The 23,114-nt window shown below is 29.8% G+C and carries 25 protein-coding genes and 3 pseudogenes; all 28 read right to left on the bottom strand.

The window, feature by feature from the left end; all coding sequences use genetic code 11:
- Positions 1-115 precede the first annotated feature (115 nt).
- On the bottom strand, positions 116-340 hold the full coding sequence (locus tag NH288_RS09085; RefSeq protein WP_265214791.1) for a hypothetical protein: 225 nt from the start codon (positions 338-340) through the stop codon (positions 116-118).
- Between the two features lie 154 nt (positions 341-494).
- Positions 495-1,238: a phage replisome organizer N-terminal domain-containing protein gene (locus tag NH288_RS09080; protein ID WP_265214790.1), complete on the bottom strand. Its 744-nt coding sequence runs from the start codon at positions 1,236-1,238 to the stop codon at positions 495-497.
- 65 nt (positions 1,239-1,303) lie between these two features.
- Positions 1,304-2,335 carry a PDDEXK nuclease domain-containing protein gene (locus tag NH288_RS09075; RefSeq protein ID WP_036753996.1) on the bottom strand — a complete coding sequence of 344 codons (1,032 nt, stop codon included), beginning with the start codon at positions 2,333-2,335 and terminating at the stop codon, positions 1,304-1,306.
- A 179-nt stretch (positions 2,336-2,514) separates the two neighbouring features.
- Positions 2,515-3,042, bottom strand: a complete 528-nt coding sequence (locus NH288_RS09070) for a PcfB family protein (RefSeq protein WP_265214789.1) — start codon at positions 3,040-3,042, stop codon at positions 2,515-2,517.
- A gap of 183 nt (positions 3,043-3,225) precedes the next feature.
- The gene (locus NH288_RS09065) at positions 3,226-3,399 is read right to left on the bottom strand and encodes a hypothetical protein (protein WP_265214788.1); all 174 of its coding nucleotides are present in this window, start codon (positions 3,397-3,399) and stop codon (positions 3,226-3,228) included.
- Between the two features lie 73 nt (positions 3,400-3,472).
- Positions 3,473-5,107 (bottom strand): MobQ family relaxase, encoded by a 1,635-nt coding sequence (mobQ, locus tag NH288_RS09060; RefSeq protein ID WP_265214787.1) that lies wholly within the window; start codon positions 5,105-5,107, stop codon positions 3,473-3,475.
- A 335-nt stretch (positions 5,108-5,442) separates the two neighbouring features.
- The gene (locus NH288_RS09055) at positions 5,443-5,733 is read right to left on the bottom strand and encodes a DUF3847 domain-containing protein (RefSeq protein WP_265214786.1); all 291 of its coding nucleotides are present in this window, start codon (positions 5,731-5,733) and stop codon (positions 5,443-5,445) included.
- 142 nt (positions 5,734-5,875) lie between these two features.
- Positions 5,876-6,301: a DUF3021 domain-containing protein gene (locus NH288_RS09050; RefSeq protein WP_265214784.1), complete on the bottom strand. Its 426-nt coding sequence runs from the start codon at positions 6,299-6,301 to the stop codon at positions 5,876-5,878.
- A 9-nt stretch (positions 6,302-6,310) separates the two neighbouring features.
- Positions 6,311-6,751 carry a LytTR family DNA-binding domain-containing protein gene (locus tag NH288_RS09045; protein ID WP_265214782.1) on the bottom strand — a complete coding sequence of 147 codons (441 nt, stop codon included), beginning with the start codon at positions 6,749-6,751 and terminating at the stop codon, positions 6,311-6,313.
- 286 nt (positions 6,752-7,037) lie between these two features.
- Positions 7,038-7,259 (bottom strand): hypothetical protein, encoded by a 222-nt coding sequence (locus NH288_RS09040; RefSeq protein ID WP_111890048.1) that lies wholly within the window; start codon positions 7,257-7,259, stop codon positions 7,038-7,040.
- 553 nt (positions 7,260-7,812) lie between these two features.
- Positions 7,813-8,529 carry a hypothetical protein gene (locus NH288_RS09035; protein WP_265214778.1) on the bottom strand — a complete coding sequence of 239 codons (717 nt, stop codon included), beginning with the start codon at positions 8,527-8,529 and terminating at the stop codon, positions 7,813-7,815.
- Positions 8,519-9,229: an ABC transporter ATP-binding protein gene (locus tag NH288_RS09030; protein WP_265214777.1), complete on the bottom strand. Its 711-nt coding sequence runs from the start codon at positions 9,227-9,229 to the stop codon at positions 8,519-8,521. Before NH288_RS09030 ends, NH288_RS09035 begins: the two co-directional genes overlap by 11 nt.
- Positions 9,230-9,970: an ABC transporter permease gene (locus NH288_RS09025; protein ID WP_265214775.1), complete on the bottom strand. Its 741-nt coding sequence runs from the start codon at positions 9,968-9,970 to the stop codon at positions 9,230-9,232.
- Positions 9,960-10,832, bottom strand: coding sequence for an ABC transporter ATP-binding protein (locus NH288_RS09020; RefSeq protein ID WP_265214774.1), 873 nt, complete (start codon positions 10,830-10,832; stop codon positions 9,960-9,962). Before NH288_RS09020 ends, NH288_RS09025 begins: the two co-directional genes overlap by 11 nt.
- Positions 10,833-11,027: 195 nt before the next feature.
- Positions 11,028-11,642, bottom strand: a complete 615-nt coding sequence (locus tag NH288_RS09015; protein ID WP_265214772.1) for a TetR/AcrR family transcriptional regulator — start codon at positions 11,640-11,642, stop codon at positions 11,028-11,030.
- A 15-nt stretch (positions 11,643-11,657) separates the two neighbouring features.
- Positions 11,658-11,879 (bottom strand): helix-turn-helix domain-containing protein, encoded by a 222-nt coding sequence (locus NH288_RS09010; RefSeq protein WP_265214770.1) that lies wholly within the window; start codon positions 11,877-11,879, stop codon positions 11,658-11,660.
- Positions 11,880-12,194: 315 nt separating this feature from the next.
- Positions 12,195-14,054: a group II intron reverse transcriptase/maturase gene (gene ltrA, locus NH288_RS09005; protein ID WP_150867910.1), complete on the bottom strand. Its 1,860-nt coding sequence runs from the start codon at positions 14,052-14,054 to the stop codon at positions 12,195-12,197.
- Positions 14,055-14,775: 721 nt separating this feature from the next.
- A pseudogene (locus NH288_RS09000) lies at positions 14,776-14,904 on the bottom strand (Maff2 family mobile element protein); the annotation flags it as partial.
- Positions 14,905-15,228, bottom strand: coding sequence for a single-stranded DNA-binding protein (locus NH288_RS08995; RefSeq protein WP_265214767.1), 324 nt, complete (start codon positions 15,226-15,228; stop codon positions 14,905-14,907). It abuts the pseudogene before it with no gap.
- A gap of 190 nt (positions 15,229-15,418) precedes the next feature.
- Complete coding sequence (locus NH288_RS08990; protein WP_265214765.1) at positions 15,419-16,285, bottom strand: Abi family protein; 867 nt, start codon at positions 16,283-16,285, stop codon at positions 15,419-15,421.
- A 155-nt stretch (positions 16,286-16,440) separates the two neighbouring features.
- Positions 16,441-17,256: pseudogene (locus NH288_RS08985) on the bottom strand (VirD4-like conjugal transfer protein, CD1115 family); the annotation flags it as partial.
- 11 nt (positions 17,257-17,267) lie between these two features.
- Positions 17,268-17,453, bottom strand: coding sequence for a transposon-encoded TnpW family protein (locus NH288_RS08980; RefSeq protein WP_156702901.1), 186 nt, complete (start codon positions 17,451-17,453; stop codon positions 17,268-17,270).
- A 158-nt stretch (positions 17,454-17,611) separates the two neighbouring features.
- Positions 17,612-18,325, bottom strand: coding sequence for a replisome organizer (locus NH288_RS08975; protein ID WP_068455254.1), 714 nt, complete (start codon positions 18,323-18,325; stop codon positions 17,612-17,614).
- Positions 18,326-18,396: 71 nt separating this feature from the next.
- Positions 18,397-19,470, bottom strand: a complete 1,074-nt coding sequence (locus tag NH288_RS08970) for a PDDEXK nuclease domain-containing protein (protein WP_142959437.1) — start codon at positions 19,468-19,470, stop codon at positions 18,397-18,399.
- 289 nt (positions 19,471-19,759) lie between these two features.
- Positions 19,760-20,099, bottom strand: a pseudogene (locus NH288_RS08965) (phage replisome organizer N-terminal domain-containing protein); the annotation flags it as partial.
- A gap of 102 nt (positions 20,100-20,201) precedes the next feature.
- Complete coding sequence (locus NH288_RS08960) at positions 20,202-20,729, bottom strand: PcfB family protein (protein WP_265214757.1); 528 nt, start codon at positions 20,727-20,729, stop codon at positions 20,202-20,204.
- A gap of 183 nt (positions 20,730-20,912) precedes the next feature.
- Positions 20,913-21,086, bottom strand: coding sequence for a hypothetical protein (locus NH288_RS08955; RefSeq protein ID WP_265214755.1), 174 nt, complete (start codon positions 21,084-21,086; stop codon positions 20,913-20,915).
- 73 nt (positions 21,087-21,159) lie between these two features.
- Positions 21,160-22,800, bottom strand: coding sequence for a MobQ family relaxase (gene mobQ / locus NH288_RS08950; protein WP_265214753.1), 1,641 nt, complete (start codon positions 22,798-22,800; stop codon positions 21,160-21,162).
- Positions 22,801-23,114 lie beyond the last annotated feature (314 nt).

Here is a 23,114-nt window from a genome sequence, read left to right as displayed (position 1 = left end):
GTTCCTTTTGGTTTTGTATGCTGGCACTCTCTCCTTTCTGCTCATCATCTTTAGATAGTCTGCAATAAATTGCAGCTTTGAATGAAAAGTGATTTGAATTTGTTTGTATCATTTCCTATTCCTCCTTATTTGAGTTTTCGGAAATAACACAACTTTCTCTAAAACTATTTTTATTATAGCACTCTTTTTTATTACTATCAATATTATATTTGCTATACTCAATTTCATTGTACTTACTTAATTTGCTTGATTTTTTTATTAGTCTTAGAAAAGCTTCTGTATCTGTTCTTCTATTATCATAATTTCTTTTTACAATATATTTTGTTTGTCTTTTTGTCATAGCTTATCCTTTCATGCAATAAAAAAAAGGCGATTAGATTTTTAATTTTCTAATCGCCTTTTAAGTGTCATATTTACATTTTTATTATCTCTGGTATACTTTGATACCTTTTTAGACTTAAAGTCTTTAATAATGCCTTTCCACTTCTTTTTATCTATAAAGATTCGCCTACATCATAGTTCATTTTTTTATTTCCTCCTTGATGGCTTAGTTTATCTTTATCTTCTTCATACCATTTTAAGATTGTCGCATAGTGGTTTTGATAGGTCTTGCCACTACCTTTCATGTATCTTGATAGTTTATTTATCATTATTTCTGTGTGTGAGTTTAATTTTTCTTTAAGATTTTTATATTCTTTTTTGCTTAACCTTACATTTTTGAATTCTCCATAAAAAATGGGGGTGGACTTTTTATCTTTTTCTATCTCTCCCTCTCTATCTTTATCTATCTCTATATCTTTCTCTATCTCTATCTCTCCGTTGCACTTTTGTTGCTTATGTGTTGCATTGGTGTTGCATTGCAACATTTTTAATTCTCTAGACTTTCTTGAACGCCTTGTAGAAGCTGTTTCTGATCCTATTAGGCTTGGTATTTCAGTTAAATAATATTCATCATTTTCTGTTACAACTTCTAGTAAACCTTGATTTATTAGATAATTAACTGTAACCATTACATCATCGTCTGTTTCATCTATGGTTAGTGCTAACTCTTTTATAAAATCACTTTCTACTCCGTCATAATAGAGTTTGCCCTCATCTTTTAGGCTTAGTAGTAGAAGTTTGAGGTAGATTATCGTGTAGGTATCTCCTCCCGATATTCTCCTTAGCCTTTTTATCCTTTTGTCTGTGAAAAATTCTTCTTTTAATTTTATCCAATAATATCTTTTGTTTATTGCCATTCTAATCCTCCTTGCAATAAAAAAAGAAGTAGATTTTTTCTCTACTTCTCCTTATAATTTATATTTTATTTTTCCTTATATTTTTTAATAACTTTTTCAACTTGTTCTTCAAGCTCTTCCCTGTCTGGTATATACAAGGTGTATTTTGATGCAAATATTTTATTTGATAAATTACCTAGGGCGTATTCTGCTTGTACCCCGTCCTTATCAGTACACAAGATTATCCCTATTGGCTCATTGTCCATCTCGTCATTGACTTCTGCCTTATAATAATTAAGATACATATTTATTTGCCCAACTGCTTCTGGCATTAGCTTGCTTGTTTTTAGTTCGATTAAGACATAAGACCTTAATATCTTATTGTAAAATACCATGTCCACATAATAGTGGGTATTGCCTAAAGTTACCCTTTGCTGGCTGCCTACATACATAAAACCCTTACCAAGTTCAAGCAAGAATTTTTCGATATGATCTATGAGTGCTTTTTCTAAATCACTCTCCATCATTGGCTTTTCTTCTGGCAAACCTAAAAATTCAAATACATAAGGGTCTTTTACAAGGTCAGCTGCCTTATTTATTTCATTGCCCTTTAAAGCTAGGTCTAGAACTTTTTCTTTGTTTTCCTCTCCAGATGATAGGAGCAATCTTTCAAAAAGTGATGTTTTTATTTGTCTTTTAAGTTCTCTCACAGACCAATTTGCATTAATACTTTCTTTCTCATAGAAGCTTCGTTTTTTCTCATCGCTAATGGATAAGAGTTCGCAATAATGGGACCAGGTCAATATTCCAGACAGTGTCTGGAATATTGGATATGATAAATATAGGTTTCTCATATTAAATAAATTAGACTTAGAAAATCCCTTGCCATATTCCTTTGTAAGTTGTCTTGATAAGTCATTTATAAGTTCTTTTCCATACTCAGCTCGTTCTGAATGACCTTGCTCATCTTCTACGATGATACGTCCAATCTCCCAATATGTTTGAACTAAAATATTATTGACTTCTCTTGCGACTTCATTCCTTGCCTTATCCATCAATGTTTTTATGCTATTAAAAACATCATCATGAACTCTATCTATTTTATTATTCTTATTCATACAAGCACCTCTTTGACCTCTTAATTGCTTTAATTATATCATAAATATTGTGTTTATTCAATTTTATATCTTATCTGCCTTGATATTTCCCAGATTTTCGATAATCGAAATTCTTGATTTCCGATTTTCGGAAGTCTTGTTATTATGGTTATTTAAGGGTGTAACTTTTCGTTACTCCCTTAGATTTCTCTGGTCATATCTTTTTTGTTTGGTTTTACTTTTTCTTTTACTTTTCTTTTGACTTTTTCTTTTGTCTTATCCTTGTTCTTGGATAGGTCTTTGTATTTCTTTATTTGTTTTAGGATACTTTCTTTTTCTTTTTTATTTTCCTTGAATATGACTTGTTTAAAGGCATATTCCATTACTTTTATGTCTTTGGATTGGAAGAATATTTCATAGTTTTGTGTTTCTTTGTTTTTCATTACTGAAAAGCTTACCCCAAGTTTGTTTAGTTCTTTTTTTAAGTCTTTGAGGTTGCTTTGATCTATGCTTATATTTTCTAGTTGTCCTTTTTTGTAGAGGTCTTTTATTTTCATTTCATAGCCCATAAGGCTTTTTAGGTTTCCGTTTGCTTTTTCTAAAGTTTCATTCATCTTTTTTCGTATTTCTTTGTCTAAGTTGATTGTTTCTTTTGCTGCCTTTATTGTGTATGTTATTATGGTTTGTGCTGCTTGACCTGCTTCTTTGCTTATTTCATCGTTTATCATGCTTTATCTCCTTTGTTTGAATTAAAAAAAGGGAAGTATAGGCTTTAATTTTTCTATATTTCCCTTTGCTTGTTTTTATTTTATTGTTCTTGGTGGTGGAATACTTTATTTTGATGTTTTTATATATTTCTTAGGTATTTGTACCTTTTATACTTTAAAATAGCTTACAATGCCTTTCCACCTTTAGTAGTTTATGTGTGTTCTTTTGTCTGATAGATAGTTTTTCATGTTGGAATATATAATCTTCACTTCTTCATTGTTCATCGCTTTTATTTCTTCTGTGCTTTTATATGTTTTGTATGTTCCATCTGCATTTGCTTTTATGAGTTCATCTATTAGCTCTTGCCTTTTATTCATCTCTATTACCTCCTAGATCTGCCTTTATTTTCTTGGTCATATTATAGCTTGGATAAGATATTTTTTCCAGGTCTTATCTTTCTTGATTTTTGTAATAGTCTTTAATTGTCTTCCTTTTTTCATTAAATTTATCACTATCTTGCTTATACTCTTTTATCTTTTCTATGATACTTTCTTTCTCTCCCCTCTTGATTGCCTTGTCAATTTCTATTGATAGGTCAATATCATATTCTTTATTTACCACTTCTACTGCATATTTAATATGATTTATTTCCTTGTATCTTTCCCTTATCTTTTCTGACTCTGTATTTAATTTACTGATTTCATCTTCTAAGCTTTTAATTTCTCCTAACCATTCTTTTTCTCTTAAATTTTTCTTTCCACTAATTTTTTCAATTAAGGTTCTTGCCCTTATATGTTGGTCTATTTCCTTTTGATTATTCTTGTAGAAGCTTTCTTTGAATATTTTCTTGCTTTCATATTCTTGGTAGGTTGCCTTTGTTTTTCTTACAGTCTTTGCATAGGCTAAGCACTTGTTAAGATCTTCTATCTTTTGACTATTTTCTTTTATGGTCTTATATATTTCAGAGTTTTTACTTCTTAATATATTTATATGCCCTTGTAGGTCTGATATGGTTTTTATTTTATTTTCCCTTAGATAATTTATTCCACTTGCATATCTTTTTAGATCATAGATTGCTTTGTTTCTTTTGCCATAAAATGATAATCCAGCTCTATTATTTTCTTGCATTTCTTGATAGAAGCTTAAATATTCATAAAGGTTAAAGAGTCCTGATTCATTTTCTATTTGCTTTTTACTTTGGTCTTTATATTCCCTATATGATTCTTTTAGCTTATCTTTAAAGCCTGCTAACCATGATGTTATTTTCTTTATTTCATTGCCTATGTTTTTTAATAGTTCATTTTGTTTTTTTATTTCACGATTTATATCTCCTTTTTCTGTTCTTATTCCTTTTCTTTCCATTGCACTAGCACTTGCTCCTAGATGTATTGTTGGTATTTGTTTTATGCCTTGTCTTTTAAAACTCCTATGGTCTACTCTTTTTTCTATATTATTTTTTGCTAGATATTCATTGCAAAGGTCTGAAAAATTTTCTCTCCATTTTTCTACATTGCCCTTATCATTCCAGGTTGTTAGTTCTACTTTTCTTGTCTTAGGTTTTCCATTTTTGTTTAAAACTTTTTCTCCTTTTTCATCTAGGATATATTCTTTTTTACTTTTTTGCCCCCATGTTCCATCTTCATTTATTGGTCTTACTATGGTCATTATATGAGCATGGATATTTTGATTTCCTTCTCTACTTTCATCATGAATTGCTAGGTCTACTATCATTCCCTCTTTTACAAAATTGTTTTGAACATATTCTTCTATCATCTTTTTATTTTCTTCTATGCTTAACTCTTTTGGTAAAGATATGATAAAGTTTCTTGCAAGTTGGGCATTAGAGTTTTTCTCAAATAGTTCTACCGAGTTCCACAAGGTTTTTCGGTCTTTATATTCTTTTGGTGCGTGATCTGGCAAAAATATTTCTTTGCTAATTACTCCTTGTTTTTTGGTGTAGTCATGGGTTACTCCGTCCCATTCATTTTTTATTTTTTCTCCACTTATATATGCTGCACTTGCTACTGCACTTTTTCCTTTTCCTCTTGATATTATGTTTACTGAAAAATGAAAACTGTCTGCCATTTTTTATCACTTCCTTTCTTTTTTTGTTGTTTTAGGTGGAGGCTTAATAGATTTTTTATAGCCACTTTGTGAATGAGCGTTTTGAAATGATAGAATTAAAAAAAGCCGACTACTGAATTAATTTTTGTTGTTTCAGTATGTCGGCTTAATTGTTTTGTTCATTTCAAATTTTAAAAGTCAAGGGCGAGCCTCAGCGAGTTTATTTACCCTTGACTTTTAAAAAGCGAATGGTTATTGCTCCCTGCAAGGGTTTGGCTCCGCAGGACGCAAGCACCCTTTAGGGTGTATAATTGCGCCCTTAGAAAATCTAAGGGAGATTTGATTATTTTATTTTTTTATTTTTCTCTCATTATTTTTAGTGTTTCTTTAAATTCTTTTGTCTTTGTTGCTTCTTCTAGTAGGATTTTTATTTCTTCATCTGTTAGTTCTTCTGCATTTGCTATAAGGCTTTCTAAGATTGCTCCTCTTGTTATGAGTCTATGAGTTCTTTCTTTTCTTCTTTTTATTATGTCTTGTTTTAATATCTTTTTTTCTTGATTTTTTAGTTGTCTTAATCTCTCTTCTGTATTATCAATTTTAACTTTTATTTCTTTTGATTCTTGTCTTATTTGTTCTAATTTTTTCATAATAATTTCCTTTCTTGCAATTAAAAAGACGACTAGATTTTTATTTTTCTAATCGTCCTTTTTCTAAATGTTATACATTTCTATGTTACATTTTTGTTTTACGTTTTTTATATATCTTTCCATGTAATCCCAGTCTTAATTGTTATAACTTTTTGTTGATTTTTTTTATCATATTTTTCTCACAAAGATAAAAGATGAAGGATATTAGTAAATAAATGCCAACAAAGGAGATGGCGGAAATTACAATAGTGAAATCATAATTAAACCACTTTAGGTAAAGACCTGCAAAGATAAAATATATAAGCATTGCACAAAAGTGGATGCTTTGATTTAAATAAGTTGCCCTATTTTTATTTTTGAAAATTTCTCCCATTAGGACAGCTACTAAACCAAAGCCACCGTAAACTAGGCATTGGATAATTTTTGCATAACCTAGTCCATGACTTGCTACAAATTCAGGTACTCCAACAATATTTTCTTTAATTATTATAGATAAAATTGCCTCGATTAAAGCACCTATTCCTACACCTGCCAAAAATCCACCTAATAAATTTTTAAATTTTTCCATAAGTCCTCCTTATAGGCCTAAGGCCTTTCTAAAATCTTTTAAATTTCTCCTAGATACATAAGCAACATCTCCGTTTTTAAGTTCAACTGCAATTGTTCCTATAAAAGACAAGTCAAGCTTTTTTACAAAGTCAAGATTTACAATATCAGAGCGAGATACCCTGATAAACTTTCTTTTATCAAGTCTCTGATCTAATTCATAAAGAGTAAGCCTTGATGAAAAAGTTCCCTTCTCTGTCTTTATAAAAACACTTTTATCTTGGGCAAATATTCTAATAATTTCTTCATAAGAAAGTATAAAAACTTCCTTATCACGAAAGGCAACAAGCTTGTCTACTAATCTATCTGCTAGCAAATCTTTTATGGTTTCAACTTCCTTAGAATACTCCTTTGCAAATATTTTTACCCTTGTTTCTTCAATGGTTTCGTCAATTATGATATCAATTTCCATCCATACCTCCACCTCCTGATTATATTATAGAACCCATCCTATTTTTCTGCATTCCATTTCTGACAAAAGGTCATAATTTGAAGATAAGCGGTCCCTTATAACCAAGGGCAACTTATGCTATTTCCAAATTCAATGTTTAATCGTTTTTATATCTTTTGATTCTTGTCTTATTTGCCCTAGTTTTTGCATGTAAAACTTCTTGCTTGTATAAAAAAAAGATAACATTTCTGCTATCTATCTGAAAGTTTCATTATTAACTTTTGTTCCCATCAATCTAACACATATTTTAAATCTCATCATATTTCTTTTTTAATTTATCCATGTTGTCAAGGTCAATCCACTCCTCACTAAAACCACAAGAAGTGCAAATATACCTATCAACAAGCACTAATGACTTAATTGTAAGACCTGTATTAATATTATTTCTATTCCCATAAACACTAAAAGATCCTGGCACAAATAAAATATCACTTCCTCCACACTTTGGGCACTTTTTATTATTTTTCATAAATACTCCTTTTTTAATTCTTCCTTACTTTCATAATACCTCATATGCCAACCTCCGTGGTTTGTATATAGATATTATACCAAAAATATTTTTATCCTAACGTTAATTCATAATCTTGTAATCAAACTGTTCCTATTTATTTTTATTTTAGACCCATTTCAATTTTGCAAGCTACAGGTATCTCTATAAAAAATACTGTATATTGTCCAAACTCACTTCTTACTCCGATGTTCCTCCCACATTATTAAGTATTTTTTTTTACTATCGATAAGCCTAATACAATTTATTCTTTATAACAGGAAAATGAATCGCTTATATTGAGTTTGAATCCTTAGCTTTTTTTAACTACTGGAATTATAACCTGTACACTGGCATATCCCTCTGGAGTGTTAGATAGATATAGTTCTCCACTTTGTAATGTTGGTAAATCTTTGTTTAATTTAAAAGCAATTTTGTAATTTATATTTTAAATAATGGGATTAAAAGAAATCCAATCATTAAAATTATTATATATTTATACCGAATCATAAAAATCTCCTATTTATCTATCATATCACTTATTATCGTTCATAATATCTATGTTAAAGATATATGATAGTAGATATTTTGAAATCAAATAATTACTTAGGATTATTAAAACACATATTAGACCGATATAAATAATTGAAATATTATAAGTTCCTGCCACCAGATTTCCAAGCAAAGCTACCAAGACTACGGAAGTAATAAGAGATACATTTGTAGATTGAAGCTTTATACCAAATAAAGTAGAAGAAGTTATCATAGTAATACTTACAAGTAAGGCTAGGATAGATATGACAAATATATCTACCAAGTTATAAATTAATCCTCCTGCAAGGCTAATATTAATAATTCTTGAACTAAACAAAAACAATATGTTCACAAGGACAACTATTAAGAAAAATGATTTAGAAAAAAAACTTATACTTGTAAATAATTTGTTTTTAAATATTTCATCTCTACCAGATGGATATAAATACATACGTTCTCTTGATCTTCCGATGTATCTTATGATAAAGTTTTTATTCATTAGATATACAACATAAATCGTTGTAAAGCTCATTGTAATTGTTGTTGCTAGACTTGTAAGACCAGAAGCATTTTGCAATACATAATCTTCCCCAGAATTATCTAGCTTACCGACAATAGTGAAAAATATTAAGGAAAATATATGAACTAGAACAATAAATAGATTTAGGTTTTTCATATATTTTTTTGTCTTTATTTTTTCATATTCTTTAATACTCACTGTTTACCACCTTTTCATAATAATCGTCAATATTTTTAATTCCTAGATTTTTAAAATTGTCTATGTTCTGACTGCCTATTATTCTTCCTTGCTCAATTATTATTACCTCATCTACAAAATCATCTAATTCTTTAAAAGTATGACTAGATACTAAAACTAAATTGTCGTTATTTTTAAAATCTATTATAATATTTTTTAAAATTTTAACTCCAGATCTATCTAAACCATTAAATGGTTCATCTAACAATAAAACTTTAGGTTTGTGAGAAATAGCTAATGCTATATTGAGCTTTTGCTTCATACCTAAAGATAAGCTAGATATTTTTGTATCCATGCCAATGGATAGTCCAACTTTTTCAAGTAAAGAATTAATATAATTATCTAGGTTTTTTACATCCATGTTCATGTAGATAAAATGTTCTTCAAAAATTTCTTTAATAGTAAATTTTTCTTGATTTTCAGAAAAGTCTACTAAAGTTCCTATATTTCGTAAATAACTATCCTTAGCTACTGTCTTTAAGTCTATATTTCCAATATAAGCAGTTAAACCCATAATACATTTAAAAACCGTTGTCTTTCCTGCACCATTACTACCTACAAGTGCATAAATTTTTCCATTCTCAAAACTTATGTTTATGTTTTTAAGAATTTCTTTTTCTTTTATATTTTTATTTAAATTACTAATCAATAGACCTTGCATTTACTTCCTCCTTGATAAAATATAAATAGATACTAAGAATGAACTTATTCCCCAAATCAAGACAACTAAATAATCTCTACTTGAGAAATTTTCTAGTCCAAAAAAGTTATACCTTATTATATTGCTAACTGGAACAAAAGGTAAGTTATTATAAACTTTCCCCATCCAAATTGGTAATCTTTCCGCTGGATATATTATTGGTGAAAAAAGTAGTCCACCTATCATGATTAATTGAGTAATTAGTGCCATAATATTCGCTGGTAATACATAAGCTATGGCAAATCCTAGAAGCGTAAGGGAAATAATTACAAAAAATAAACTGAAAATACCTAATAAAGTAATTTTTATTGATATCATAAAATTAAAAGCTCCCAGAAATGTTGATACAATAAAACCAGGTAAGGCTAATAAGGTCCATATAATTAAATCTGCTAATATTATTTGCGCCCTTGATATATCTAAAGTTTTTTGATATGAAAATATTCCATTTTGTTTAGATTCACTTACAATTTGAGGGGAGAGTACGCAAGTTACAGCTATAATATTGATTGTAATAGCTCCTGTATATAAGTATGATTTAGATAAACTATCTACTGAATTTGTTACAAAAGAAAAACCATAAATCACTGCGAAGGATAAGATGACTTGAACTATTATAAATATTGGAATATATATTTTATGTCTTAACAAGCTCCACTTAATAAGTCCTATAGTTTGGTTAATAATCTTCTTAACTCTCATCTTCACTTACCACCTCCCAGTAATCGGAAGTTAAACTAGTGTTTTTCAATTCATAAGAAATTATTTTATTAGAAGCTAGCAATTTAAGGACAATATCCATCGCGGTGTTTACTTCACTATTTTTTATAATAATAGATGTCTTCTTCTCTTCCTTATGATGTTTAGTATTAAAATTACAAAATAAAAGGTCTAATTCATCCTTATCCGTTCCAAAAATATTTAAGACGTGTTTGTCTGACATAAGAACCTTATTACTTATTCTCACATCTTTTTTTACCATTCCCTTATCCAACAGCACATATCTATCAGCATATTTTTCTACCTCTAAAATATTATGAGTAACAACTAGGATAATAATTCCTTGTTTAGCTAACTTTTGAAGATATCCCCACATAATAGCTCTTCTAATTGGATCAACATCATTCGTAGGCTCATCTAATACTATTATTGGATATGAACTTACAGCACTCATAGCGAATGAAGTAAGTCTTTGAAGACCACCAGACAACCTTTCTCCTGGTAAATTTTGCCAGCGTTTAATATCAAGATCTTTAATAATTAAATCTGTTTTTTCTTTTGCTAAATTTCTGCTATATCCTTTTATTCTAAGGCTTGTCTCAATTGATTGATACATGCTAACCCCTTTTATAGGTGCATGAAATTGCGGCATGTAAGAAACAATTTTTCTGGCATAGGATGGATTCTTTACAACATTTACACTATTAATAAAAATTTCTCCGCTTGTAGGCTTAACCAAACCAATTATCTGATTAAGTAAGGTAGATTTACCAGCCCCATTATGACCTAATAGGGCAGTTATCTCACCCCTATCGAATTTTAAAGATACATTTTTATTAGCCATATTTTTCTTATCATATGTCTTACTTACATTACTTATATCTAAAATTGTATTTATATAAATCACCTACCATTTTTATCCGACATACCACTAGTATGTACATAATAATAACATACCAACGGTATGTTGTCAAGTTTATATAAAATAAAATACACATAAATCCCATAAAAGGTCTCTATGTGTATTGATAGTTATTTGTCATTTAATTTTATTTATTAATTCCTCACTAAATAATTTTATTCCAAATTTTTCTAATACTATATTAATGATTTTCATTTTGTTTATAATACAGAATTTCTCACTCGGAAATATTAAAGGATTTAACCATATGTTCAAAAGTATAGCTATTAATTCAGATACTTCTTCTGGATAAGTAGTTTCAATACTTCCATCTATATTGCCAGATTTAATTATTGGTAAAATATAATTAGGTATAGTGATTTCTTTTGTTTCACTGATAAATACGGACAATAATTTTGGATTATCTAACAAATTTGGAGACATGTCCGTGATGGTGTTCATATTTTCATTGTAAAAACTAACTTCTATAAGCCTTGATAATTTTTCTCTAGCATTTAAAGTATCATCATTTTTTATTTCATCAAAAATCAATAAGTTCTTATTTCCTATTTCACTTATAACTTCATTAAATATATCTTCTTTTGAATCAAAATAATGATAGATTGCCCCCTTAGTTAAACCATCCAAACCATTAATAATATCAGATATTCTTGTTTCTTCATAACCTTTTGTCAAAAATAAATGACCTGCAACTTCTAAAATTTTTGATTTAGTATTTTCGTTTTCACTCATTGTTACCTCCAAATTTTAGTCATTATCTATAGAATTATTATCATCGAAACTAAATATATCATTAGGTGTACATTGTAGAGCTTTACATATCTTTTCTATGTTTTTCATTGTAATTGGTTTATCCTTGCCCATTTGTGCCATAACATTTGTTGTAAGCCCTGCCATGGCTATTACATCTGTTTTCTTTAGTCCTTTTTTTGCTAACTGTATCCATAATGGTTTATAGTTAAGTGCCATAATATCCCTCTTTTTCTCTTCGTTTGATTTATTTAATTATAGCATAAATATTGATTTCATTCAATCTTACATTGATTTAGTGATTTGTTTTAGAGAATTTGTTGTGTTATTCCGTCCTTATTTTGCCATAAATTGCTTAATGCCTTGAGATTTAGCACCAGATTGCGATAGGTAAGCCTACAGTTTCAGTGTTTCCAGCTTTTCCCCCGCTTAGCACCGTGCATGCGACTTTCACCGCACACGGCGCCCCATCGCAAGAAAGATTTTCACGTTTTAATTAAGATTTACACACTTCTCAACAACTAGTTATTTCTTTTAAATGGTCGGCAATCCTATCATTTCTCTAAGTTTATTACATTTCTCAATTTGCTTACCTGTTAAGGCAAGTTCTTTTACATATTTTAGAATTGTATCTTCTTTTGTTGCATGGATTAGTATATGCACTTTTTCTGTTACAAGAATTAGATTGCTGTACTTGTCTGTACCACCTTTTTCAAGTGGTAGTTTATGGTGGCAATGTATATCACTTGGTGTTAATTTATTCCCTGTTACAAAACATCTTCCATATTGAGCTGCAAAGAGCGAAATCCTATTGTCTGCATACTCTATACTCTTATCAAGTACAGGGTGTCTCATTAACCAAACAAGGATATCGACATCAATTTGTAGATTTTTATGAATTAAAGATCTCCCCTCTACAGTGTACTTGTTTATATCTTTTTTCTTGTGTTTTGCGTCCTTCGTTTGGATATACCCCACTGGAATTAATGGGTGTCCGTTAAGGAAGCGAAGTTGCTTACTTTTTCCATACTTATCTTTGATAAATCCTTTATTTAATGTCCCATTGGTCTTTAAGTCAAGCCTGTTGTTCATTTGCTTTTTAATGTGAAAGGCTATTTTAGCAAAGTCTAAACTCACATTTGTTGCTATTTGGTAATAATTATGCAAGCCTGAAACAGTAGCATTATACCTAGCTATTGCTTTGTACTGCTCTTTTTCATTTGCAGGTCTTTTTATATCCGCAACACATTTAGAAATATTTTCTTTTGCATTTTTCAATGCCTTATCACTTATATGCGACTGTACAACAAACTTTTTACCTTTTGGTTTAACCTTCAGCTTGAAGCCTAAAAACTCTGAATACCTTTGTTTTAGGTTCGTGATTGTTGATTTTTCTTCATTTATTGTTAATTTAAGCCTATCTTCAAGCCACTGTTTCACTGCTTGATATGTCCTTTTTGCATCATAGTAATTACTGCAAAATATTTTAAAATCATCAGCATATCTTACAATGTAAATTTCCTTGAGCTTACTTGACCTTAAAGCTCTATAGGTATGGCTTTTTATTTCCGTTCCTTTGCTATTAGTCTTTTGTTTATATGGATAATGCGTTGGCATTGTTGCCCATTGAGATGAAACCCACCAGTCCAACTCATTTAGTACTATATTAGATAGCAATGGGGATAAAATACCTCCTTGAGGTGTACCCTTTGTAGGTATAATTGTTTCACCATTTGGCATTACAATATTAGCCTTTAACATTTCCTTGATAATGCAAATTAGCTTTTTATCTCTTATTCCTAAGTGCCATATTTGTTTTATGAGTTTTGAATGACATACATTGTCGAAAAATCCTTGTATATCAATATCAACTACATAGTGTAAATGCTGTCTTTGCATTAGCCTTGCACATTCTGCAATAGCGTGTTCTGTATTCCTATTAGGTCTAAACCCATAAGAACTGTCGTGAAATTTCGCTTCACATATTGGCTCTAAAATTTGTAAAATACATTGTTGTACAATTCTATCAACAATCGTTGGTATTCCAAGCGGTCTTGTTTTTCCATTAGGTTTTGGTATTTCCACTCTTTTTACAGGGCGGGACTTATACCAATGAAACTGTTTTTGTATTAGAGAAATGTATTCTTCCTCATTTAGTTTTGATAGATGGTTTATTGTTCTTCCATCTACTCCTGCTGTGTGACTGCCTTTATTTCCTTTTATACTTCGATAGGCTAGTTTTATATTTTCTCTTGAAGTTATTAACCCCATTAAATTTAAAAATACTTTATTCTCACTGCTATCTTTATATAGATTATCAAGGACTTCTTGCAAGTCATAATATTCCGTATAACGGATTTTATTTTGTTTTAATCTTTGTTTCGAAGTGGACACAGGCACCATCTCCTTTCGGATTTGATTTTCTTTGTCATACTCGAAGCTGTGTTTATCTTAATTTCAGTTCTTGTTCTTTCTTGTGACTAGTGGCTATCCCTCCACGAGCTTATTATTCTCGCTTCATAGGTACTATGCCACCACTTTCACCAAGATAAAAAATAGTTATATGATTTTTTTTCTTATCATTTTCCCATTTAACACTTCATTAGCATTAGACTGCTTCCATGTTCTTGGTTTACCACGTTCCAACAATCCTATCATTGAATACGTTTAGGTTCTTCCTCTAAGCCTGTGTTTAGCTCTCGCCTTATCGCCTGTAACGATATATGGACTTTCATAACAACCATTCTTACTAATCCACAAACACACCATCTTTGATGGTAATTGCCGTTAGACAAATTCAAACGTCTAGACTTGTACATTCGGAAGTGCGTCAGTGTTTTGGTATACACATTCTCACCATGCGTATTCGACACCCGGCATATAGGTAGCACCATTTACCTCTAAACAGGTTTCGTATAACTATATAGCTATTTACGGCTACTCTCTGCCGACTTCACCGAGCTTTTGACAATAAATTAGTCTAATATTTATTGCCAATCGGAGTATCAGTGTAGGCATTTCAGGGCGTTACTCCATCATTCTACCTATTAGATTATTAGTTCTCCTAAGTTTCGAACTTTATGTCCTTAAACTTAGTGCATAAGCTTTTCACTTATGAACGTGTCGCACGGTTGTCATTCCCATAACCTTCCATCAGGTTGATAACACCCCATGCTCCAAGCCCTGCACCAATTGCTGTAACTAATATTTTTAATACATTTACTGCTTGTGTAAAAAATTCCATTTATATTTCCTCCTTTTTTTCTTTTTTTTCAATTTTATTTATGTGCTTTACTATAAAATTTTTAAATGTCTTGTCTTCTTTTTTTGTTTCCTTAAAATATCCAAAAATATGGATGTATTCTCCACTTTTAAATTCCTTCACACTTTTTGCCTTTTCTCCGTAGAGATTACAGTAGATATATTCTTTTTTAACCTTTCCTTCTTCTTTGTTCTTTCTAACTATTGTGAAGTTAGCTACCTCTTTTTCTCCTTCCTTTGTATCTATTGCAGTTGTTTTTATTTCTCCTACTAGATTTCCATTAATATTTAGCATTTCTCTTTCCATTTGTTCTATCTCCTTTATTCCATAAAAAAAGCGATAGTTTTCTCTATCGCTTCTAGTTCTAATTCATTAATATTTCATTTTTCTCTGTATCTTATTTTTTCGGCTCATCTCGTATATATTTCATTCTTCCTCCTTTGGGCATAAAAAAACACCGAAATGTTTTTTTCGGTGTAAATTTCTCTATTTAATTTTATGGTTTTAGTAATTCTTTCCAGTTTTCTATAAAGCCAACATGCCTTAGTTCAATATTTTCATATCTTGCTATTAGTTCCGTTAGATCATGATAAAATTTTTTGTAATTTTCTTCTTCAGAAACTATTTTAAGATTTACTAATGTAGCAAATATTGTGTTGTTTGAAATATTCTTTTTTAAATATTCTTTATATAGCTTTGGTGATTTTGTAAGCTTTGCTCCATATAGCCTGCCATAATGGGCACATATATTTCTTATATAGGCAAAGTTTTCTATCCAAGATTCAAAGTAATGGTAGTCTGTATGAAAGACTTTTGCAATTTTACTTTTATCTTCATTTTTCATATTCTTATACATTTTAGATAAAGTTCCAAAACTTGCTACTTCTATCACTGCATAGAGTGGAATTTCTCCTCCTTCATAATTGTCTTTAAAGTTTTTTATAAAGGGTGAGCGTCTATTTCTTTTTGTTTCTCTTTCTAAATCATTTAATGCTTCTTTATATCTGTTTTTATATTTTCCCACATTTGACAAATCTTTGTAACCAAAATTCCCATATTTTAAAGAAAAATAGTTTGTGATAACTGCTCTTAAAGAAACTTCAATATGTTCTATTATTTCAAATATGAGTTGTCTAAGTTCTCTATCAAATTTATATAAACTTACAATATCTTCAAAACTTATTCCTGATATATATCTTCCATCTTTTTTTAATGTGACACTATAAGCTTTAATCAGCCTGTAATAGGATATTCTTCCAAGAATTTTCTTAGCATAAGTTTTATCTTCTACTAAAAGTCCTAAATCTATTAAATTTTTTACTTGATTTTCTATACTAATCGGTTCTTGATAGATTTTTTTCATTTTTTCTCCTAAAATCAAATGACCCGACTTGGTCCGCATTGTTAAGAGGCGTGTCGGGTGCTGTTGACATTATTATATGTTATATAATATTTTTTGTCAAGTATTTTCTTTTAATCTTTCCTAATATCTATCTTACTTCTTATTTAATTTTAAATTTATTCATCTAATATTTCAACTACCATACTTTCTTTTAACTTAACCTCATCTTTTCTCTGTAGGTATTTCTCTATGTCAAATATATTTCTCTTGTCATAATCTTCAAGGAACTTATAATTCTTATGTTTGGTTATGTCAAATTTATCTGAAAGAAATGGTCTAACTCCTCTTAATTGGTAGATACATTTCCCACCATCCATTACAGTTATTTCATCTTGACTCATTAATTCTTTTCCAGTTTTTTGATAGTTTAAACCAAAACTCTTTTGATTTGATCTTGTTTCTGATGTGTTATATAGGTCTATTGTTTCTTTTCCCAAACTTTCAGATAATTCTTTTAATGTTGTTTTTTCTTTTCCTCCTAGAAAGAGTGTTGAGTCACAATTGCCAACTATGGTATCGGCGTTATCTTTATAGATACTTTTTAGTTGTGATTGTGCTTGTAATATTATACAAGCTGATATTTCTCTACTTCTAATAGTTGCTATCAGCTTTTCAAATTTAGGAATTAAGCCGATATTTGCAAATTCATCAAGTAGGCATCTCACATGAATAGGAAGTCTTCCGCCATATTCGTCATCTGCTTTATCACATAATAGATTAAATAATTGTGAGTACATTATTGATACTACAAAGTTAAATGTATCATCTGTATCTGATATTATAACGAATAAAGCTGTTTTCTTTTCTCCAAGTGTATCAAGCTCCAGTTCATCTTCTTTCATTAAGTCCCTAAGTTCCTGAATATCAAATGGAGCAAGCCTTGCTCCACAGGATATAAGGATTGATTTGGCAGTTTTTCCTGTTACAACTTGTCAAGGACTTTCTAATCATTTTTATCGACTTTTTGATGTTTTTCTCTCTCCATTTCTCTAAGAATTATGCGTTTTAATTTGTCTTGCATTGTTTCTGTTGCATTTTCATTAAAGTGAACAACAACCTCATAGGTTGCTTTACCAATTTTCTTGATAGTTTTTGTTCCTGTATTCTGTTCATTTTTATTTTCGTGCATATATTTTTTCTCCTGTTTGTTTCAATAAAAAAGGCGATTAGATTTTTAATTTTCTAATCGCCTTTTAAGTGTCATATTTACATTTTTATTATATCTTGCATACTTTGATACCTTTTTAGACTTAAAGTCTTTAATAGTGGCTTTCCACCTCTTTTTACCTATAAAGATTCTCCTACGTCATAATTCATTTTTTTATTTAAACCTCTCTGTGTTAGTTTTTCTTTATCTTCTTCATACCATTTTAAGATTGTCGCATAGTGGTTTTGATAGGTCTTACCACTGCTTTCCATGTATCTGGATAGTTTATTTATCATTATTTCTGCGTGTGAGTTTAATTTTTCTTTAAGGTTTTTATATTCTTCTTTGCTTAACCTTACATTTTTGAATTCTCCATAAAAAGAAACTGGGGCTGCTTGGTTTTCTTTTTCTCCTCTCCCCTTATCTATACTAACCTTATCTAATCTATCCTTACCTATACTATGCGGACAAATGGTTGACACTTGGTTGTCATTTGGTATACCAAGATTTTCAAGTTTGATATATGCTCCATTTTCTGTTTGTGTTAAGCTTTGTTTTTCTGTAATATACATCGTTTCTTTTCGCCTGTCATTCCTGATGTAGTTATTTATCTTCCAATGAGTAATTACAATAATTCCCCTTTCAAAGACAATTACAAAGCCTTTTGTTATTAGGATTTTTAGGTCATCTTCATTTGCTCCTATGATTTTTATTATCTTCTTTGGATTGTCCACAAAACCATCATCATCTGCCCTCATTGATAAATGAAAATATAGGCATTGACTACTTAGTGGCATATCCAAAAATAAGTCGCTATCTACTATCTTTAGTGAAAACATTCTTTTATCTGCCATGCTCTCCTACCTTTCTTCAAATAAAAAAAGACGATAGTTTTTACTTCTACCGCCTTTTGTAAGTTCATATTTTATTTTTCTGAATCTAATTCTTTTATAGACTCTTCTATTTCTTCAATAGATGGTAAGCTACTTTTATATTCCTGCTCAAGTAATTTGCTAATTTCATACTTACTTATTCCTATAGGCTGTGAGATATTTTCAAGCGAATATTCAGCGACTACATTATCTTTATCTCTGCAAATTAGTATTCCTATGGTTTGATTATCACTATTTGATTTCATATTCTTATTTACAGCTGTTACATAAAAATTGAGTTGACCTGCAAATTCCGGCTTAAATTTTTCTGTCTTTAATTCTACTACAACATAGGAGTGTAGTTTAACATGATAGAAAAGTAAGTCCATATAAAAATCACTTTCTCCAACCTTGATATGGACTTGCCTACCCATGTAAGAAAATCCTGTCCCAAGTTCCAAAAGAAAAGAAGTTATTTGATTTACTAATGCTTCTTCCAACTCTCTTTCATCATATTTATCCCTTATTGTTAGAAAATCAAAGTTGTATGGATCTTTTATTGTTTGCTTAGCTAATTCAGATTGGACAGCCGGTAATCTATTATCAAAATTAGTAACTGCATTCCCAACCCTTTTATATAAATCTCCATCAATCTGATGTTCCAAAACCGTCCTGCTCCAACCATTTTCAATAGTCTTATCTATATAAAACAAAGCCTCTTTGACATCTTTACACTTATACATAATCCTTTGATTATGTCCCCAAGGAATACTTTTTATTCTTCTTTCAATATCCGATAATTGGGTTACAGCTTGTAACCCAATTAGGTAATCATTATAAAAGTTATACCAATATCTTATATGTTTTAAGTTTACGGCTGAAAATCCTCCCATGTCTGGAAATTCTTTTCTTAAATCACTACTCAATAATTTTAGAAAACTATCACCCCAAGAATATTGCTTTTGTTTTTCAACAATTTCTTTCCCCAAGTTCCAATACAAATCAAGCAACTCATAATTAACTTTTACTGCTGCTTTTAATTGACTGCGTCTAACTTTTTCCTTTAAATCTAAAAGTAATTTTTTATATTCACTATCTCCTATAATATCTAAATCTTTTTTATCCATTCTAATCACTCCAATCTGATTCTTTTTATTTTATTCTGTTTCTTACACCAATGGTGGGAGTTTACATCTTTTTATCATAATCAGCTTACGTTAAACAAGCTCATTTTATCACTACACATTTAGTTTAATTAATGTGATTATACCAAAAATGTTAAATCTTTTCTATCTCTCCCTCTCTCTTTATCTATCTCTATATCTTTCTCTATCTCTATCTCTTGTCGGACATGGGTTGGACTCATCAAGGACAATGTCCTCTGTTTATTTTGTCTGTATCTTCTTTTTTTCTCTGCCCAAGCTGTTTCTGATCCGATTAAGTTTGGTATTTCAGTTAAATAGTATTCATCATTTTCTGTTACAACTTCTAGTAAGCCTTGATTTATTAAATAATTAACTGTGACCATTACATCATCGTCTGTTTCATCTATGGTTAGTGCTAACTCTTTTATAAAATCACTTTCTACTCCGTCATAATAGAGTTTGCCCTCATCTTTTAGGCTTAGTAGTAGAAGTTTAAGGTAGATTATCGTGTAGGTATCTCCTCCAGATATTTTCCTTAATCTTTTTATCCTTTTGTCTGTGAAAAATTCTTCTTTTAATTTTATCCAATAATATCTTTTGTTTGTTGCCATATCTGCTCCTTTCTTGATTTTCGATAATCGAAATTCTTGATTTCCGATTTTCGGAAGTCTTGTTATTGTAGTTATTTAAGGGTGTAACTTTTCGTTACTCCCTTAGATTTCTCTGGTCATATCTTTTTTGCTTGGTTTTACTTTTTCTTTTACTTTTCTTTTGACTTTCTCTTTTGTCTTATCCTTGTTCTTGGATAGGTCTTTGTATTTCTTTATTTGCTTTAGGATACTTTCTTTTTCTTTTTTATTTTCTTTGACTATTACTTGTTTAAAGGCATATTCCATTACTTTTATGTCTTTGGCTTGGAAGAATATTTCATAGTTTTTGCTTTCTTTGTTTTTCATTACTGAGAAACTTACTCCAAGTTTCTTTAGTTCTTTTTTTAAGTCTTTGAGTCCGCTTTGATCTATGCTTATATTTTCTAGTTGTCCTTTCTTGTAGAGGTCTTTTATTTTCATTTCATCTCCCATAAGGCTTTTTAGGTTGCCATTTGCTTTTTCTAAAGTATCATTCATCTTTTTTCTTATTTCTTTTTCTAAATTGATTGATTCTTTTGCTGCCTTTATTGTGTATGTTATTATGGTTTGTGCTGCTTGCCCTGCTTCTTTGCTTATTTCTTCGTTTATCATGTTTTATCTCCTTTGTTTGAATTAAAAAAAGGGAAGTATAGGCTTTAATTTTTCTATACTTCCCTTTGATTGTTTTTATTTTATTGCTCTTGGTGGTGGAATGCTTATTTTTGATGTTTTTATAGCTTACTTAGGTATTTGTACCTTTTCTTGTTTTTCTTCTCTTATTTTGCTTTTCCACCTTTAGTAGTTTATGTGTGTTCTTTTGTCTGATAGATAGTTTTTCATGTTGGAATATATAATCTGTATTTCTTCATTGTCCATTGCTTTTATTTCTTCTGTGCTTTTATAGGTTTTGTATGTTCCATCTTCATTTGCTTTTATGAGTTCATCTATTAGCTCTTGCCTTTTATTCATCTCTATTACCTCCTAGATCTGCCTTTATTTTCTTGGTCATATTATAGCTTGGATAAGATATTTTTACCAGGTCTTATCTTTCTTGATCCATTTTCTTGTTTTTTATCATTTCTCTGTATTCATTGTCTTTAATAACTTGGTCTTGGAATTTTTTAATCTGTGCTATTACACTTGGTTTTTCACCTTGTTTTATAAGCTTATCTATTTCTATGGATAAATCTATACCAAGTTCTTTGTTTACAAAATCTACTGAATATTTTATATGATTAATTTCCTGGTATTCATCTTTTATCTCATCTTTTTCTTTATTTATTTCTTCAAGATTTGCCATTAACAGATTTTTTTCTTCATTCCATTTTTTAGGACTTAGTTTTTCCTTATCTGATAGGAGTTTCTTTAATTTCTCGCTTACTACCTTATATTGGTTTATATCTTTCTTATGTTTATTATAGAATGCGTCTTTTATGAATATGTTTTTCTTTTGATATTCTTCGTAAACTTCTTTTTTGGCTTTGTAGATTTCATAGTATAGAATTTTATTTTCTACATCTTCCATTTCTTTATGGATTGTTTTTGCTTTTTTATTTAGCCTATAACTATTAGACTTTAAAGTTTCTATTTTTGTTTGTAACTGACCTATGGTTTCTATGTTATTTTTTCTTAAATAACTATATGCACTTGTTAGCTTTTTGAAGTCATATTTTTCTTTATTGGTTTTTGCATATCCTTTTAGATATTTACTTTTTTCTTTTTGAATTTCTGAATATGTTAATAGATAATTTGTTAGATTGAAAAGTTTAGGGTTGTCTATTACCTTATCTCTTTCTATATCCTTAAATTTTTCATAAGCAGTAGTTAGGTTATCTAATAGATTTCCTATCCAACCCTTTAATATTTTTATCTCTTCTTTTATTGTTTTTACAAGTACGTTATATTTTCTTATTTCTCTATTATAGTTTCCCTTGTCAGTTTCTATTCCCTTTCTTTCCATTGCACTTGCTGCTGATCCTAAATGGATTGTCGGTAGATAATCTGAATTTTGTCTTTTAAAACTCCTATGGTCTACTCTTTTTTCTATCTTGTTTTTTGCTAGATATTCATTGCAAAGGTCTGAAAAATTTTCTCTCCATTTTTCTACATTGCCTTTATCGTTCCAGGTTGTTAGTTCTACTTTTCTTGTCTTTGGTTTTCCATTTTTGTTTAATACTTTTTCTCCTTTTTCATCTAGGATATATTCTTTTTTTGACTTTGCTAAGAACTCTCCTTTTTCGTTTATGGGTCGCATTATGGTCATGATATGACAATGGATATTTCCATTTTTATCTTGACTCTCATCATGAATTGCATAATCTACTATCATTCCTTGTGATGTTAGATTTTCTTTTATATATCTTTCAACTAGGTTTATGTTTTCACTTAAAGATAACTCTTTTGGTAGTCCTATTATGAATTGTCTTGCTAGTTGTGCATTAGAATTTTTTTCTGCCATTTCAACCTTATTCCATAAGGTAGACCTATCATTAAATTCTTTTGGTATATGATCAGGCAATATTATATTTTTTACTAATACTTTTTCTTTTCTTGTATAGTCATGGGTTACTCCGTCCCATTCATTTTTTATTTTTTCTCCACTTATATATGCTGCACTTGCTACTGCACTTTTGCCTTTTCCTCTTGATATTATGTTTACTGAAAAATGAAAACTGTCTGCCATTTTTATCACTTCCTTTCTTTTTTTGTTGTTTTAGGCGGAGGCTTAATAGATTTTTATATCCTCTTTGTGAATGAGCGTTTTGAAATGATAGAATGTAAAAAGCCGACTACTGAATTAATTTTTGTTGTTTCAGTATGTTGGCTTTATTGTTTTGTTCATTTCAAATTTTAAAAGTCAAGGGCGAGCCTTAGCGAGTTTATTTACCCTTGACTTTTAAAAAGCGAATGGTTGTTGCTCCCTGCAAGGGTTTGGCTCCGCAGGACGCAAGCACCCTTTAGGGTGTATAATTGCGCCCTTAGAAATCTAAGGGAGAT

It is taken from the genome of Anaerococcus sp. NML200537, assembly GCF_026131715.1.
Lineage (GTDB): Bacteria > Bacillota > Clostridia > Tissierellales > Peptoniphilaceae > Anaerococcus > Anaerococcus kampingae.
The sequence above is the reverse complement of the archived record's forward strand: the minus strand, read 5'-3'. Positions and strand labels throughout refer to the sequence as shown.